15 protein-coding genes are annotated in these 15,353 nt (G+C 62.4%); 1 reads left to right on the top strand and 14 read right to left on the bottom strand.

Annotation, left to right across the window (positions count from 1 at the left end; genetic code table 11):
* Positions 1 to 72 precede the first annotated feature (72 nt).
* The 13 genes from BN1143_RS03235 to glyA form a co-directional block, all read right to left on the bottom strand.
* Entirely contained in the window at positions 73 to 1,629 is a 1,557-nt protein-coding gene (locus BN1143_RS03235; RefSeq protein WP_005298104.1) for an ABC transporter substrate-binding protein, read from the bottom strand.
* A 59-nt stretch (positions 1,630 to 1,688) separates the two neighbouring features.
* Positions 1,689 to 3,413 carry a dipeptide ABC transporter ATP-binding protein gene (locus tag BN1143_RS03230; protein WP_005298102.1) on the bottom strand — a complete coding sequence of 575 codons (1,725 nt, stop codon included), beginning with the start codon at positions 3,411 to 3,413 and terminating at the stop codon, positions 1,689 to 1,691.
* Between the two features lie 510 nt (positions 3,414 to 3,923).
* Positions 3,924 to 4,418 (bottom strand): phosphatidylglycerophosphatase A family protein, encoded by a 495-nt coding sequence (locus BN1143_RS03225; RefSeq protein WP_017788415.1) that lies wholly within the window; start codon positions 4,416 to 4,418, stop codon positions 3,924 to 3,926.
* Complete coding sequence (thiL, locus tag BN1143_RS03220) at positions 4,415 to 5,374, bottom strand: thiamine-phosphate kinase (RefSeq protein WP_042049655.1); 960 nt, start codon at positions 5,372 to 5,374, stop codon at positions 4,415 to 4,417. Before thiL ends, BN1143_RS03225 begins: the two co-directional genes overlap by 4 nt.
* A gap of 202 nt (positions 5,375 to 5,576) precedes the next feature.
* A complete protein-coding gene (gene nusB, locus BN1143_RS03215; RefSeq protein WP_005298096.1) occupies positions 5,577 to 5,990 on the bottom strand; it encodes a transcription antitermination factor NusB in 414 nt (137 codons plus the stop codon).
* A gap of 14 nt (positions 5,991 to 6,004) precedes the next feature.
* On the bottom strand, positions 6,005 to 6,475 hold the full coding sequence (gene ribH, locus BN1143_RS03210) for a 6,7-dimethyl-8-ribityllumazine synthase (RefSeq protein ID WP_005298094.1): 471 nt from the start codon (positions 6,473 to 6,475) through the stop codon (positions 6,005 to 6,007).
* 131 nt (positions 6,476 to 6,606) lie between these two features.
* Complete coding sequence (gene ribBA / locus BN1143_RS03205; protein ID WP_010633099.1) at positions 6,607 to 7,716, bottom strand: bifunctional 3,4-dihydroxy-2-butanone-4-phosphate synthase/GTP cyclohydrolase II; 1,110 nt, start codon at positions 7,714 to 7,716, stop codon at positions 6,607 to 6,609.
* A 141-nt stretch (positions 7,717 to 7,857) separates the two neighbouring features.
* Complete coding sequence (locus BN1143_RS03200) at positions 7,858 to 8,511, bottom strand: riboflavin synthase (RefSeq protein ID WP_005298090.1); 654 nt, start codon at positions 8,509 to 8,511, stop codon at positions 7,858 to 7,860.
* Positions 8,512 to 8,565: 54 nt separating this feature from the next.
* The gene (gene ribD / locus BN1143_RS03195) at positions 8,566 to 9,675 is read right to left on the bottom strand and encodes a bifunctional diaminohydroxyphosphoribosylaminopyrimidine deaminase/5-amino-6-(5-phosphoribosylamino)uracil reductase RibD (RefSeq protein ID WP_042049654.1); all 1,110 of its coding nucleotides are present in this window, start codon (positions 9,673 to 9,675) and stop codon (positions 8,566 to 8,568) included.
* 96 nt (positions 9,676 to 9,771) lie between these two features.
* Complete coding sequence (gene nrdR, locus BN1143_RS03190; RefSeq protein WP_005298086.1) at positions 9,772 to 10,221, bottom strand: transcriptional regulator NrdR; 450 nt, start codon at positions 10,219 to 10,221, stop codon at positions 9,772 to 9,774.
* 122 nt (positions 10,222 to 10,343) lie between these two features.
* Entirely contained in the window at positions 10,344 to 10,676 is a 333-nt protein-coding gene (locus tag BN1143_RS03185) for an NIPSNAP family protein (RefSeq protein WP_042049653.1), read from the bottom strand.
* A gap of 78 nt (positions 10,677 to 10,754) precedes the next feature.
* Entirely contained in the window at positions 10,755 to 11,228 is a 474-nt protein-coding gene (locus BN1143_RS03180) for a hypothetical protein (protein ID WP_042049652.1), read from the bottom strand.
* Between the two features lie 81 nt (positions 11,229 to 11,309).
* Positions 11,310 to 12,563: a serine hydroxymethyltransferase gene (gene glyA, locus BN1143_RS03175; protein WP_042049650.1), complete on the bottom strand. Its 1,254-nt coding sequence runs from the start codon at positions 12,561 to 12,563 to the stop codon at positions 11,310 to 11,312.
* A gap of 420 nt (positions 12,564 to 12,983) precedes the next feature.
* Here glyA and BN1143_RS03170 point away from each other — a divergent pair, with 420 nt between their 5' ends.
* Positions 12,984 to 13,271: a hypothetical protein gene (locus BN1143_RS03170; RefSeq protein WP_017765166.1), complete on the top strand. Its 288-nt coding sequence runs from the start codon at positions 12,984 to 12,986 to the stop codon at positions 13,269 to 13,271.
* Positions 13,272 to 13,307: 36 nt separating this feature from the next.
* On the opposite strand, the gene BN1143_RS03165 is transcribed toward BN1143_RS03170, so the two are convergent.
* On the bottom strand, positions 13,308 to 15,353 hold a 2,046-nt coding region (locus BN1143_RS03165), incomplete at its 5' end, for an ATP-binding protein (protein WP_042049648.1).

Raw genomic sequence — 15,353 nt, 5'->3', positions numbered from 1 at the left:
TGGCACAGGCTTCTGTTAGCAGGCGGGGTGGCCGGCTGACCACCCCGCCCCGTCCTTCCTTGCGACTTGCGCTTACTTGCCGACCACCAGGTCACCCAGGTAAGGGAAGTTCATTACGTTGACCACCGGCTTGATGTCGGCGTTCTTCTTGGCGCCGTAGGCCAGATCTTCCCAGTGCAGCGGCACGTAGGCGGCGTCGTCGATCAGCATGGCTTCGACCTTCTTCAGCATCTCGGCGCGCTTGGCTGGGTCGGTCTCGGCATTGGCCTGCTCGACCAGCTTGTCAGCCTCGGCGTTGGCATAGCCGGCACAGTTGTACTGGCCCATGCCGGTCTTGGCATCCTTGGTGAAGGTCAGGAACTCGAAGAAGTTCGCGGTATCTTCGGTGTCGGAGTGCCAGCCGATCAGCTGCATGTCCGCGGCGCACTTGTCAAACTCCGGCCAGTACTGGGCCACCGGCATGGTCTTCAGATCAACCTTGATGTTGATCTTGGCCAACATGGCGGAGACGGCCTGGGCAATCTTGACGTCGTTGACGTAGCGGGCAGCCGGGGAGATAAAGCTCATCTTGAAGCCCTTCTCGTAGCCGGCTTCCTTCATCAGCTCCTTGGCCTTGGCCAGGTCATACTGGGGCTTGAGCGCCTCGTTGTGACCGGCATAGCCTTTCGGGCTCAGCTGGCCGGCGGGGGTGCCAAAGCCCTTGTTGATCTTCTCGACGATACCCACCTGGTTGATGGCGTAGTTGATCGCCTGACGCACGCGCTTGTCTTTCAGCGCCGGGTTGGTGTTCTGGTTCAGCTCGATGATGATGGCGCGGGTACCGGACAGGGTCACCAGCTGGGTGTCCTTGCCGTTCTTCACGCGCTCCAGATCGTTCGGTGCAACCGGGTAGATCATGTCCACGTCGCCACCCAGCAGGGCCGCCACGCGGGTGGCGTCTTCCTTGATGGGGACCACGGTCAGGTTGTCAACGTTGCCCTTGGAGGCCTTGTCCCAGTAGTTGGCGTTGCGCACGTACTCCAGCTTCACGCCCTGCTCGCGGAACTTGACGCTGAACGGGCCGGTACCGGAGACGTGGGTGGAGGCGTAGGAGTCGCCGTTCTTGACGATCTCGCCCTTGTCCTTGCCCGCCTCTGTTTTGCCGGTATAGAACTTGGAGTCCATCGGGAAGATGTAGGTCACGGTCTGTAGCACCAGCGGGAACGGCTTGGCGGTGACGAGATCCACTGTGTACTCATCGACCTTCTTCACTTCGGCGATGGGGTCGAAGATAGCCTTGAAGTCGACGGAGGACTTCAGACGGTTGACGGTCCACACCACGTCGTCGGCGGTGAAGTCGTTGCCGGAGTGGAACTTGACGCCCTTGCGCAGGAAGAAGCGGACGGTCTTGTCGTCGATACGCTCATACTTCTCGGCCAGGCGCGGCTCGAACTGCAGGTCCTGGGTGTAACGCATCAGCGGATCGAACACCAGGTGGGACATCTCCAGGGTCTGACCGGAGAGCTGCTCCTGCGGGTCCAGCGAGGTGGCGTCAGAGGCGACACCGACCTTGATGTCGACAGCGGAGACGTTAAAGGCGAAACCAGCGGCAAACAGCGCCAGTGCAATCTTGGACAATCCTTTTTTCATTGTTTTCTCCATGCTTTTGGCTTTTTTATTGACATAGATACCGGCGAGCCGGTGCTTTCCTAGCTTGCGATTTCCAGCCCCTCGCGGGACATTCCCTTGAACTCCGGCATGAGGGAGATCAGCTTGCGGCTGTACTCATGCTCGGCATTGGTAAACAGTTTCTCGGTCTCGGCCACCTCCACCAGGTGACCGTGCTGCATCACCCCGATGCGATCGCACATCTGGCGGATGACCGGCAGATCGTGGCTGATGAACAGCATGGTGAGGCCAAGCTCCTGCTGCAGATCCTTGAGCAGGTTCAGGATCTGGGCCTGGACCGACACATCCAGCGCCGAGGTGGGCTCGTCGCAGATGAGGAAACGGGGCCGGGTCGCCAGGGCCCGGGCGATGGAGATGCGCTGACGCTGGCCACCGGAAAACTCGTGGGGGTACTTGACCCCGGCGCCGCGGCCGAGGCCAACGTGATCCAGCAGATCCCCCACTATGCCGGCGATCTGGCTCTCGCTGCTCGCCAGCTTGTGGAAGCGGATCGGCTCGGCAATGATGTCGCGCACCTTCATGCGCGGGTTCATCGACGAATAAGGGTTCTGGAACACCATCTGCATCTGGCGACGCAATGGGCGACGCTCATGCTCGCCCTTGAGGGCGGTCAAGTCGATCCCCTCGAAGAAGATCTTGCCGGTATCGGGCGGATAGAGGCCGGTGATGGCGCGGGCGATGGTGGATTTGCCGGAGCCAGACTCCCCCACCAGGCCGAAGGTCTCACCTTCGAAGATCTCGAAGCTGATGTTGTTGCAGGCCCGTACATACTGGCGACGGCTCGGGAAGAAGGAGTCCTTGGTGACGAACTTGAGATCCACGTTCTCCACCCGCAGCAACGCCCCTTCATAGGCGCGTTCGTCCTGGCTCTGGCCGAGCCAGTGGGTCTTGAGATCGATGCTGGTATCCGCCGCACCGGCATCCTCGATATAGGAGACCAGCGGGAAGCGCACCAGCTTCACATCCGAGCGGGGCACCGCGGAGATGAGGCTGCGGGTGTAAGGATGGTTGGGGCGACCCAGCACCTGTTCCGTGGTGCCGAACTCCACCAGATCGCCGCGATACATGACCGCCACCTTGTCGGTGACGTTGGAGACCACGCCCATGTCGTGAGTCACCAGCATGCAGCCCACCTGCCGCTCCTTGCAGAGGGTGCGGATGAGCTGGAGGATCTGATCCTGGATGGAGACGTCCAGCGCCGTGGTCGGCTCGTCGGCGATGATGAGCTCGGGATCGCCGGAGAGGGCGATGGCAATCACCACCCGCTGGCGCATGCCGCCGGAGAACTGGTGCGGATACTGCTTGATGCGCAGCTCCGGGCTCGGGATCCCGACCGCCTTCATCAGCTCGAGCGCCTTGGCAAAGGCCGCCTCACGGGACAGGTCGGTGTTGGCGAGGATGGTTTCAACCAGCTGATGTTCGACGGTGAACAGCGGGTTGAGGGAGGTCATGGGGTCCTGAAAGATGAAACCGATGCGCGAGCCGCGAATGGCCCGCATCTCGTTCTGGCTCTTGCCGGAGATGAGCTCGCCATTGAGGTAGATATCGCCACGGGCGATGCGACCCGGCGGGCTCAGGAGATCGATGACGGCGTTGCCGATGGTGGACTTGCCGGCGCCGGATTCACCCACGACACCGACTATCTCCCCTTTTTCGATGGAGAAAGAGAGATCCTTCACTGCGGCCAGTACCCCGTAGCGGGAGGGATACTCGATCCGCAAGTTTTTCACTTCGAGCAAGGACATGGTTACCTCTGCGGGGGACATCCGTCCCAAATAATTCGTCCGTAAATCGGCCGCAGATGCCGGTCGTGCCTTGGCGTGATCGTGAGTGTTTGATATGACGACTAAACGCTCAATCCATGAGACAACGAAACCAGCGATCCGGGCGGGTTTTTTGCATTTTTTTGGAATAACCCGCGAGTAACTTAGACGGTTTGACGGCGAGTGTAAATGATCGGGTTATACAATTTCGCAATACTTTGCTCAGTTAGCAGCCAGCTCAGCAGTCATAAATGATGACTACAATCACATATCCAGACTTTATGACCACATAAATGAAGATCTAGTGCTTTTACTTTCAACAAGGGTGTAACAGGCGGGAATATTCACTATTGACACAATAGTCTCAAGCCTCGAATGAGTAGTGAATATTTATGTGAAATGATTTTTTAACGGCAGCATATGCCGATGAATGAAAACTAAACAGAGATAAATAGGGGGATGCCAGCGCTGCATTCCCCCTCGTAATCCCCGTCACCCCAGCCAGTATGCCAGCAATTGCATACAAAACAGGGCGAACAGGGCGGCGATGAGATCGTCGAGCATGATGCCGAAGCCACCGTGGATACGGCGGTCAAACCAGGAGATAGGCCAGGGCTTGAGCACGTCGAACAGGCGAAACAGCACGAAGCCGGCCAGTATCCACTCCCAACCGGCCGGCGCCGCTATCATGGTGACGCCAAAGCCGATTACCTCGTCCCAGACGATGGCGCCGTGATCCGGCATGCCGATAGCATCGGTGGCGCTCTGGCAGATGCGGATGCCGATCAGGAACCCGACCACCAGCAGGGCAATAAACCAGGCTGTCGGCAAGCCGCTCACCAGCAGGTAGAGCGGGATGGCGGCCAGCGTCCCCATGGTGCCGGGCGCCTTGGGCGAGAGGCCGGAGCCAAACCCCACCGCCAGGAAGTGAAGCGGGTTCCTGAGGTTCAACCGCTTCAGCTCGGGCTTTATCATGAACCAGCTCATGCGAAGTGATCCCACCCTTTCAACGTCAGCTCGACCGGCTGCTCACCGTGCAGATAGTCGATGCCGGGCTCACCGGCCAGGATCCGGCCGATGCGGGTGAACTTGACGCCACAGTTGGCCAGCGCCGTGTCCAGCGCGCCGCGATGCTCCTCCGGCACGGTGAAGCAGAGCTCATAGTCATCGCCGCCGGCCAGTGCCAGCTGCCAGGCATCCTGTTCGCTCACCGCATCCTGCAGCACCGGCGAGAGCGGCAGCAGATCGAGATCGATCTGGGCCCGCACACTGGAGGCCTTGAGGATATGGCCAAGATCCGAGGCCAACCCGTCGGAGAGATCCAGCGCGCTGCCGGCCAGCCCACGCAGGGCCTGGCCGGCCAGAATGCGGGGATGGGGGTGGTCGAGGCGCGGCAACACGGCCGCCAGCTGGTTCTCATTGAGGGTGCGCTTGGCCAGCTGGTGGGAGAGCGCCAGCGCGGCATCCCCCAGAGTGCCGGTCACATAGACACCGTCGCCGGCCTTGGCGCCGCTGCGCAGCAGGGCACGGCCGGCCGGCACCGAGCCCTTGACCGATACCGTGATGGAAAGCGGGCCGCGGGTCATGTCCCCGCCCACCAGCGCCACATTGTAGTATTCGGCAAGCTCGAGGAAGCCTTCCGCAAAACCGGCCACCCAGGCTTCGTTGACGGTGGGCAGGGTCAGCGCCAGCGACACCCAGCGCGGCTCGGCGCCCATGGCGGCCAGATCGGAGAGATTGACCGCCAGCGCCTTGTAGCCGAGGTCTACCGGATCCATGTCGGGAAAGAAGTGTACGCCGCTCACCAAGGTATCCGTGCTCACCGCCAGCTGGGTGTCGGGGGGCAGGGTCAGCAGGGCGCAGTCGTCCCCAGGGCCCATCACCACGTCCTTGCGGGCGTGGGGGACCTTGAAGTACTTATCAATCAGCTCAAATTCACCCATACAGTAAAAAGCCAGCGATTAAGCTGGCTCCTCTATTAGATAGATGCTGTTGCGGCTCTTGCTGCGAGACCGTGTTCAAGGCTGGTCGCTGCCGGGCTCTTCATGTATTTCCATACACGTCGGCCAGGCGCTGCGCTTCACCTTGCTGACGACGGCTCGCGACAGAGCATCGATCAGCATGGAATGCTGATGAACGCAGGGATCAGCGCTTGTCCAGCGACTTGATCACCTTGTCCAGTACACCGTTGACAAACTTGTGGCTGTCATCGGCAGCAAAGGCTTTGGCCAGCTCGATCGCTTCGTTGATCACCACGCGCGGCGGCACATCATCACGACGGGTCAGCTCATAGGTCGCCAGACGCAGGATCGCCTTGTCCACCATGTCCACTTCTTCCAGCGGACGGGAGAGGAAAGGTGCGAAGACCTTGTCCAGCTCGTTGCAGTGGAGGGCTACCCCGAACAGCAGATCGCGGAAGTAGTTCAGATCCACACCCTTGGTGTCCTGATCGATCTTGAACTGCTCTTCGATGTCGCCCACGTTGGCCTTGGTCATCTGCCACTGGTAGATGGCCTGGGTGGCGCAATGGCGGGCCTTGCGGCGCTCAGACGGTTTCAATGCATTTCTCCTCGTTACACGTCCAGTTCTTTCAGGACGTTGATCATTTCGAGCGCTGCCAGTGCAGCCTCTGCACCCTTGTTACCCGCCTTGGTACCTGCACGCTCGATGGCTTGTTCAATGTTTTCAGTGGTCAGTACGCCGAAGGCAACCGGAATTTCATATTCCATCATTACCTGGGCCATGCCCTTGCTGTTCTCGTTGGCGACCAGATCGAAGTGGTAGGTGCCGCCACGGATGACGGTGCCGACTGCCACGATGGCGTCATAGTTGCCGCTCTTGGCCAGTTTCTTGATGACCAGCGGCATTTCAACCGCGCCCGGCACTTTCACCAGGGTCAGGTTGCTGTCCTGTACCTGGCCTTGACGCTTCAGTACGTCCAGTGCACCACTCACCAGGCTGTCGTTGATGAAACTGTTGAAACGAGCAACGACAATCGCAACGCGCGCTTCAGGAGCGGCGATATTTCCTTCGATAACCTTCATTGGAAATCCTGTATCTGTGAAAGCAAAAGGGCCGGAGTCAAAAGTGCGCACATTCTAGCACAACAGACCCACGACAAAAAACCATGGCCGCAACGGGCGGCCATGAGGATGATTTCAGCCGTATGCGGCGCTTACTCGCCGACGTACTCCACCACTTCCAGGCCGAAGCCGCCGAGAGCATGGTACTTCTTCGGCGAGCTCAGCAGGCGCATCTTGCCCACCCCCAGCGCCTTGAGGATCTGGGAGCCGACGCCGACCCGGCGCGAGGTGCCCTGCCACTTGGCCCCTTCCGGCGCCAACCCCTTGTCGGCGGCCTCAAAGCCCTTGACCCGGGCCAGCAGCTCGGCGCCGTGGGCTTCCGCCCCCAGGATCACCAGCACCCCGCCCTCGTCGGCGATGCGGGCCATGGATTTGGGCAGCGGCCAGCTGCGGGCGGCGTGGCGGTCGGTCTGCAGCAGATCGCTCAGCACGTCGTGCAGATGGACTCGTACCAGGGTCGGCTGGTCGGCACTCACCTCGCCTTTCTTGAGGGCGAAGTGCACCTGGTTGTCGATGGTGTCACGGAAGGTGATGAGGTCAAACTCGCCATATTCGGTGGGCAACTTGCACTCGGCCACCTTCTCGACTGTGGTCTCGTGCTGGTTGCGGTATTCGATGAGATCCGCAATGGTGCCAAGCTTGATGCCGTGCTGCTCGGCGAAAATCTCGAGGTCAGGGCGGCGCGCCATGGTGCCGTCTTCGTTCAAGATCTCGACGATGACGGAAGCGGCCTCGTAACCGGCCAGCCGGGCCAGGTCACAACCTGCCTCGGTGTGGCCGGCGCGAGTCAGCACGCCACCATCCTGGGCCATCAGCGGGAAAATGTGGCCGGGCTGCACCAGATCAGAAGCCTTGGCATCGGGCGCCACCGCCGCCTGTACGGTGACGGCGCGATCGGCGGCGGAGATGCCGGTGGTCACCCCTTCGGCCGCTTCGATGGTCACGGTGAAGGCAGTGGAGAACTGGGCGTTGTTGCGGTCGACCATCAGCGGCAGCGCCAGCTGCTTGCAGCGATCCCGGGTCAGGGTCAGACAGATGAGCCCCCGGCCGTAACGGGCCATGAAGTTGATATCTTCCGGGCGGACACAGGAGGCGGCCATGATGAGGTCCCCTTCGTTCTCCCTGTCTTCGTCATCCATCAGGATCACCATCTTGCCAGCCTTGATATCGGCAATGATTTCCTGGGTCGTGCTCAGCGCCATGGGCTACTCCATCAACATGCTTCGGGGATTGAGCCAGTCGGCTCGATGTGATACTGCCTATTGTGCTCTAGATGGGGCACGCGGGGCCCCATTTCAATCGGAGCGGGATCACAGAAAAGCGTTTTTCCCGCCGAGGTTCCGTCACAGGAAACCGGAGCGGGCCAGCTTTTCCAGGGTCAGGGTGGAGGCACTGCTCTCCTGGCGCTGACCCGTCATCAGCCGCTCCAGATAGCGGGCTATCTGATCCACCTCGAGATTGACGCTCCTGCCCGGCTTCCAGCCGGCTATGGTGGTCTCCTGGGCGGTATGGGGCACGATGGTCAGCCGGAACAGATCCCCCTGCACGGCGTTGACGGTAAGGCTGATGCCGTCCACCGCGATGGAGCCCTTCTCGGCGATGTAGCGGGAGAGCTCCGTCGGCGCCTTGATCCAGTACTCGATGGCACGGCCACTGCTGGAGACGCTCTTGACCTCCCCCACCCCGTCCACGTGGCCGGAGACCAGGTGACCGCCGAGGCGGGAGGTGGGCATCAGCGCCTTCTCAAGGTTGACCCGATCGCCCACCTTGGCGGCAGAAAAACCGGTGCGGGAGAGGGTTTCCAGCGACACGTCGGCGGTGTAGCGCTTGTCGCCCAGGGCGATCACGGTAAGACAGACACCATTGGTGGCGATGGAGTCGCCCAGCTTGACGTCGCCAAAATCCAGGGTGGGCGCGTGCACGGTGAGGGCCATGTCTTCGCCCTGGCGACGCAGCTCGGCCAGGGTTCCCACCGCTTCGATAATTCCGGTAAACATGCAGATCACCTTGCTGATGACGGGGGCGACAATGCCCCCTTTAACATTGATAAATCAGGCTATTTTGGCGGTAATACGAATATCCTGGCCAACCATGCGCACATCCTTGATGTTGAGCTTGGGTGCCTGGAACAGCCGGGTGAGCCCGGGCAGATGGAACAGGCCGCGCCCCTCATCCCCCATCAGTTTGGGCGCCTGATAGAGCACCAGATCGTCCACCAACCCCTTGTCCAGCAAGGCGCCGCACAGGCGGGGCCCCGCCTCCACCAGTACCGAGTTGACGTTTTGCTTGGCCAGCAGCATGAACAGGCTGACCAGATCCAGCTTGCCATCCAGCAGCGGCACCTCCAGCTGCTGTACCCAGGCTGGCCAGTCGCCGTCCGCCTTGTGGCGGGCCAGCAGCACCGGGCTCTCGCTCTGGAACAGCGGCAGATCCGGGGTCAGCCGGTTTTGCGAGTCGACGATGACCCGCAGCGGCTGGCGCAGGGTCTCTTTGGGATAGACGGCCTTGACCGAGGGGGGCAGCTCGTCCCAGCGCACGGTGAGGGAGGCGTTGTCCGCCAGCACGGTTTCGGCGCTGGAGAGCACCGCATCGTGGCGAGCCCGCAGTCGCTGCACGTCGCGGCGCGCCTCCGGGGAGGTGATCCACTGGCTCTCGCCGCTCGCCATGGCGGTGCGGCCATCCAGGCTGGCGCCGAGCTTGACCGTCACCTGCGGGAAGGCGGTACGCATCCGCTTGAAAAAGCCCGGGTTGAGCGCCTCGGCCTCAGCAGCCAGCAGACCGAAATCGGTCTTGATGCCCGCCTCGGAGAGCATGCGCAGGCCGCGCCCCCCCACCTGAGGGTTGGGGTCCACCATGGCGGCCACCACCCGGCTCACACCGGCCTTGATCAGCGCCTCGGCGCAGGGCGGGGTGCGACCGTGATGGGAGCAGGGCTCCAGGGTCACGTAGGCGGTGGCGCCGCGGGCCTCTTCACCGGCCGCGTGCAGGGCATAGACCTCGGCATGGGGCTGACCGGCCCGTTGGTGCCAGCCCTCTCCCACCACCACGCCGCCTTTCACCAGCACGGCACCGACACAGGGGTTGGGCGCCGTGGTGTAGCGGCCGCGGCGGGCCAGTTCGAGGGCCCGGCTCATCCATTGGTAATCGTCTTGACTAAACATCTGGGCTCCTCTGACAGCACATCCAGGCTTACGCAATATCGTAGGTTCGATTAGCGCAGCGTAATCGAACGCGGCAACCTGGTTTGGAAGAAAGACTTACTTCTCCAGCTTGGCGATCTCTTCACCAAACTCACGAATGTCTTCAAAGCTGCGATAGACGGAGGCAAAGCGGATATAGGCCACCTTGTCGAGCCCCTTGAGCTCGTCCATCACCAGGTTGCCCACCAGCTCGGAGGCCACTTCGCGCTCGCCGGTGGCCCGCAGGCGGGACTTGATGTGGTTGACCGCCTTCTCGATGGCCTCCATGCTCACCGGCCGCTTCTCCAGTGCCCGCAGGATGCCGGCACGCAGCTTGTCTTCGTTGAAAGGCTCGCGCGAGCCGTTGGACTTGATGACGCGGGGCATGACCAGCTCGGCCATCTCGAAGGTCGTGAAGCGCTCGTGGCAGAGCAGGCATTCGCGACGGCGGCGTACCTGATGGCCTTCGGCCACCAGACGGGAATCGATCACCTTGGTATCTACCGCACTACAGAAAGGGCAATGCATCGGACCTCCGGCGTTGACGGAAAAGGGCGCCGACCACCGGGGCCGGCTCTAGGCCGGCCAGTGTAGCACGGCCATCCGGAACCGGTAAAAGCCCGTGAAAACAAGGGAAGTGACAGATGCCATCAGCAACCACGAAGTGCATCAATGGCGACATCAGGCAGCCAGAGCACAGTATTGGTGTCGCTCTCTATCAGCTCGACGATGGCTTCTCTCGGACCTTTTCTCCATGCATCCGTGGCATAGAATGCCGCCTGTGAACGGTTCAGATCGTCAAGATCATCGTAAGCCCGCATCAAAAAATAGACGTCCGGATGGTGCAAGGAAGGGCCATGGTTCACCACATCCATTCCCCACTCGCGGTGCAGCGGCAAACTCTGCTCTGCAACCAACCTATGAAACTCTGCCCGACTACCGGCCTTGAGCCGGTAGTTTCGGATCTCCAGCACTCTCTTCATTGAGCTATCTCCTGCCATCCGTTTCTTGAACATCAGAGCTGTTTTAGGCGCCCATCCCAGTCATCCATTCGACCGGGCTCAGTCATCATAAGGCAGGGTATCGGGGTCACAATCCTGATAGTCGGGCGCCGGATCCACGGCAAAGCGGCGCGCCTCGATGTGGCTGTGGCCCAGCATCAATGCCTTGCCCACCCGGTGCATGCCGTCCATCACCCGACCTGCGCTGTCCAGCAGGATGGGATAGGCGAGATCGGCCGCCATCATGAGCTGGCAGTGCTCCACCACGCTGCGCACCGTGGGGCTGGCGGCGCCATGGCCGTACCAGTGCAGCTGGTCGAGCTCGGCAATCTCACCGAGTGCCACCGCCTGCACCGGCAGATCGCGGCTCAACCACACCAGCCGGCGCACGTCCCAGGCCAGCAGCCCCTGTTCGCTGGCGCGAAAATGGTACTGGGCACGGATCGCCTGCCTGAGCGCTGCCGACGCCAAGTCCCTCTCAGCGTTGCCCCCGCTCCCTGTGCCCTGCAACTGCTCTTTGCTGTGCTGACTCATAGCCCCTCTCATGTTGCCAGACGCCACAAAAAACAATGCCACCCGAGGGTGGCATTGCGGTTCAACCTGAAAGCGGGTCGATTATGCGTAAACCGGGAAACGGCGGCAGATATCCAGCACCTTCTCGCGCACGGTGGCCAGCACTTCGTCGTTGTCGTGGTTGTCCAGCACGTCGCAGATCCAGTGGGTCAGCTGGATGGACTCGGCTTCCTTGAAGCCGCGGCGGGTGATGGCCGGGGTACCAATACGCACACCGGAGGTGACGAACGGGGAACGCGGATCGTTCGGCACCGAGTTCTTGTTGACGGTGATGTTGGCTTTGCCCAGCGCAGCATCAGCATCCTTACCGGTCAGCTCGCGGCCGATCAGGTCAACCAGCATCAGGTGGTTGTCGGTGCCGCCGGAGACGATCTTGTAGCCGCGCTCGATAAAGGTGGCAGCCATCGCCTTGGCGTTTTTGACGACCTGGGCCTGATAGGTCTTGAACTCGGGCTCCAGCGCCTCTTTGAAGGCAACGGCCTTGCCGGCGATGACGTGCATCAGCGGACCACCCTGACCACCCGGGAAGACGGCGGAGTTGAGCTTCTTGTAGAGCTCCTCGTCGTCAGCGGCGGAGAGGATCAGACCACCGCGCGGACCGGCCAGGGTCTTGTGAGTGGTGGAGGTGACCACGTGAGCGTGGGGCACCGGGTTCGGGTAGACGCCGGCGGCGATGAGGCCAGCCACGTGGGCCATGTCGACGAACAGGTAAGCACCGATCTTGTCGGCGATTTCGCGCATGCGAGCCCAGTCGACAACGCCAGAGTAAGCGGAGAAGCCGCCGATCATCATCTTCGGCTTGTGCTCAACGGCCAGACGTTCCATCTCGTCGTAGTCGATCTTGCCGGACTCGTCGATGCCGTAGGGGATGATGTTGTACAGCTTGCCGGAGAAGTTGACCGGGGAGCCGTGAGTCAGGTGACCGCCGTGAGCCAGGTTCATACCCAGCACGGTGTCGCCCGGTTGCAGCAGGGCCATGTAGACGGCGCTGTTGGCCTGGGAGCCGGAGTGCGGCTGCACGTTGGCGTAGGTGGCACCGAACAGCTCTTTGGCGCGCTCGATAGCCAGGGTTTCAACCACATCCACATACTCGCAACCACCGTAGTAGCGCTTGGAGGGGTAACCTTCGGCGTACTTGTTGGTCAGCTGGGAGCCCTGGGCTTCCATGACGCGGGGGCTGGTGTAGTTCTCGGACGCAATCAGCTCGATATGCTCTTCCTGACGACGGGTCTCGTCTGTGATGGCCTGCCACAGCTGGGGATCATAGCCGGCAATGGTCATGTCACGTTTCAACATCCGTTTCTCTCCTGAAAATCGTTTGCGCGATAGGTGAAGTGGGCAGGCGCATTGTAACGTGAGCTGGATCAAAGAGACAGTCCAACCACCCAAAAATTTGTTTAAAAAATGTAAAATGCGTCGCAAATTTCACACCGACCAGGCGGGCTGCGACCCGCCGGCGAGCCCACGCCCGCCCGGCCGGCGCACTCTTCATCTGCCGCCGATACACTCGGCCAAGTGCCGGAGCATGGCTCATCAGCCGGCCAAAACCAGAGCCAGATCATGGATATAGCATTTACTAACAGATAACATCTTTAACAGGCACAGCAGTTGCCCGGCGCGCAGGCCGGCAACGGAAGGGCCCCTCACCGCATCCGGTCAACTGCTGCTCGCGTCACCCTCTTGTCTTGTCACACCGCAGACTCACGGGAGTAAGCCATGCTGGATAACTTGATGCTGTTTCTGATTATTTCGGTATTCGCGCTGTTCTACTGGATCTACTACACCGGCAGTCGCAAGAGCCCTTTCACCACCCAATGGGACCAGCTGCCCACCCGCGAGCAGTATCTGGCGGCCCACCCGGACGCCATCGACGGCGACATCCTTTTCTGCATTCACTGCGGCCATCATCAGCAGCTGGATGTGGGCCTGGTGCACCAGGCCGACTTCCGCCGCCAGCACCTCTGCGCCCAGTGCAGGCAGCCGCTCTACCGCGAAGAGCAATGACCTTCCTGCGCGGACGTGAACCACGCCTCCTTGCCGCTAATCCGGCAGATGCTTCGCCTGCCACACCCGCAAACCGGCCAGCGCCTGCTCAAACGGCACAGCCAGCGCCCCCCCATCCAGCTGCCCCAGCTCCACGGCGGCGCACTGCGCCGCGAAATCATCCAGCCCGAGCGCCAGGGCGCTGCCCTTGAGCCTGTGCGCCAGCGCGCGCTGCGCTTCCCCTTCGCTGTGCGCCAGCTCGGCCACCAGGGGCGCCCCCTGCTGACCAAACAGGGCGATGAGCTGGCGGATGCGCTGACTGCCGAGCAGGGCCAGATCCGCCTCCAGCACCCGGTTGGCTGTCTCGACGACAGCGAGCGGCTTGTCCGCCACCAGGGGAGGCGCCTCCTCCCCCGCTGACAGACGGTCGATGGCCGCGGCCAGCGCCCCCAGCCGCACCGGCTTGCCGACGAAATCGGCAAACCCCGCCGCCAGACAGGCGCGCACATCCTCCGGGTACATCTGGGCCGAGACAGCGATGGCGGGCAGGCCGCAGCCATGCTCCTCCTCGCTGATGGCCACCAGATCCTCGCGCAGCGTCATGCCATCCATGTCCGGCAGGTTGATGTCGAGCAGAGCCAGCTCGAAGGGGCGCTCGGTCACCCGCGCCAGCGCGCTGCGCCCATCCTCGGCCAAGGTGACTCTGTGGCCGAGGCGCACCAGCATGCCCTCGGCCACCAGCCGGTTGATCTCGTTGTCCTCCACCAGCAGGATCTCCCGCGGCTGGCCGAGGCGCACCGGCTGGGCGCTGGCCGGCAGCTGGGCCGCCGAGCGTTGCAGCGGCAGGCTGAAGCTGAATTCACACCCCAGCCCCGGCTCGCTGGAGAGCATAAGCTCTCCCCCCATGGCGGCCACAAGCCGGCGGCTGATGGCGAGCCCCAGCCCCGTGCCCCCCTGATGGCCCATGTCCCGCTTGCGCTGGCGGAAGGCCTCGAACACAGCCTCCTGCTCCCCGGTCGGAATGCCGGGGCCGGTGTCTTTCACCACGAAGCGGATGCAGGGCTCGGCGCAGGGACCCGCACAGGCCAGCGGCGCCACCACCAAGGTGATGCGCCCCTCGCCGGTAAACTTGACCGCATTGCCCAAGAGGTTTGCCAGCACCTGGCGCAGCTTGCCCACGTCCCCCTCCACCACTGGGGGGAGCGAGGGGGCATATTCCAGCGCCAGCGTCACCCCTTTCGCATCGGCCCTCGGCCCGAACAGGGCGATCAGCTCCTCGGCCAGCGGGCACAGGGAGAAGGGCTCGCGACGCGCCTCCACATGGCCAGCCTCGATCTTGGAGTAGTCGAGAATGTCGTTGAGGATCTCCAGCAGGGATTCGCCGCTCTGCTCGATGGCGGCCAGGTAGCGCTGCTGGGTCTCGCTGAGGTGGGTGTCCTCCAGCAGGGTGAGGCCACCGAGGATGCCGTTCATGGGGGTGCGGATTTCGTGGCTCATGGTGGCGAGGAACACCGACTTGGCCCGGTTGGCCTGCTCCGCCTCGGCGCGAGCCAGCCGTTGCTTCTCCACCTCCTCGTTGAGGCGCACATTGGCGTGGCTGAGCTGCTCCGTGCGCTCCTCGACCCGCGACTCCAGCTCCCGCTGGTAGCGGCCAAGCTCGATGGCGTTGTCGCGAAACACCTGCAGCGCCCGCCCCAGCTCCGCCAGCTCGTCGCGTCCCGCTTCCCCGACCGGCATCAGCGGCGCCAGGTCACCCTTCGCCAGCCGACTCATCCCGGCGACCGCTCGCTGCAACGGCCAGACGATGCGGCCATAGACCACCCGCCACATCAGCAGGATGAGCAGCACCAGGGTGAGCAGGCCGATCACCATCAGGGCCTGCTCCAGCAGCTTGAGCCGCTGGCTCAATGCCTGCTGGCTCTGCCCCAGGGAGTCGCGGGCCTGACTGACCAGGGTGCCGACCTGACGGTTGAGACTCCCCATCAGGGCCTCGTTGGCGGCGGCCAGCACCCGCAGCGCCTCCCCCTTGCCGAGCCAGTCGCTGCGCAGTTGCACCAGCCGATCGCTCTGCTCCAGCACAGTCAGCGCCTGCTCCACCGCCTG

This window comes from Aeromonas dhakensis (assembly GCF_000820305.1).
GTDB lineage: Bacteria > Pseudomonadota > Gammaproteobacteria > Enterobacterales > Aeromonadaceae > Aeromonas > Aeromonas dhakensis.
Note: the sequence above shows the minus strand (reverse complement) of the source record. Positions and strands in the feature narration are given on the sequence as shown.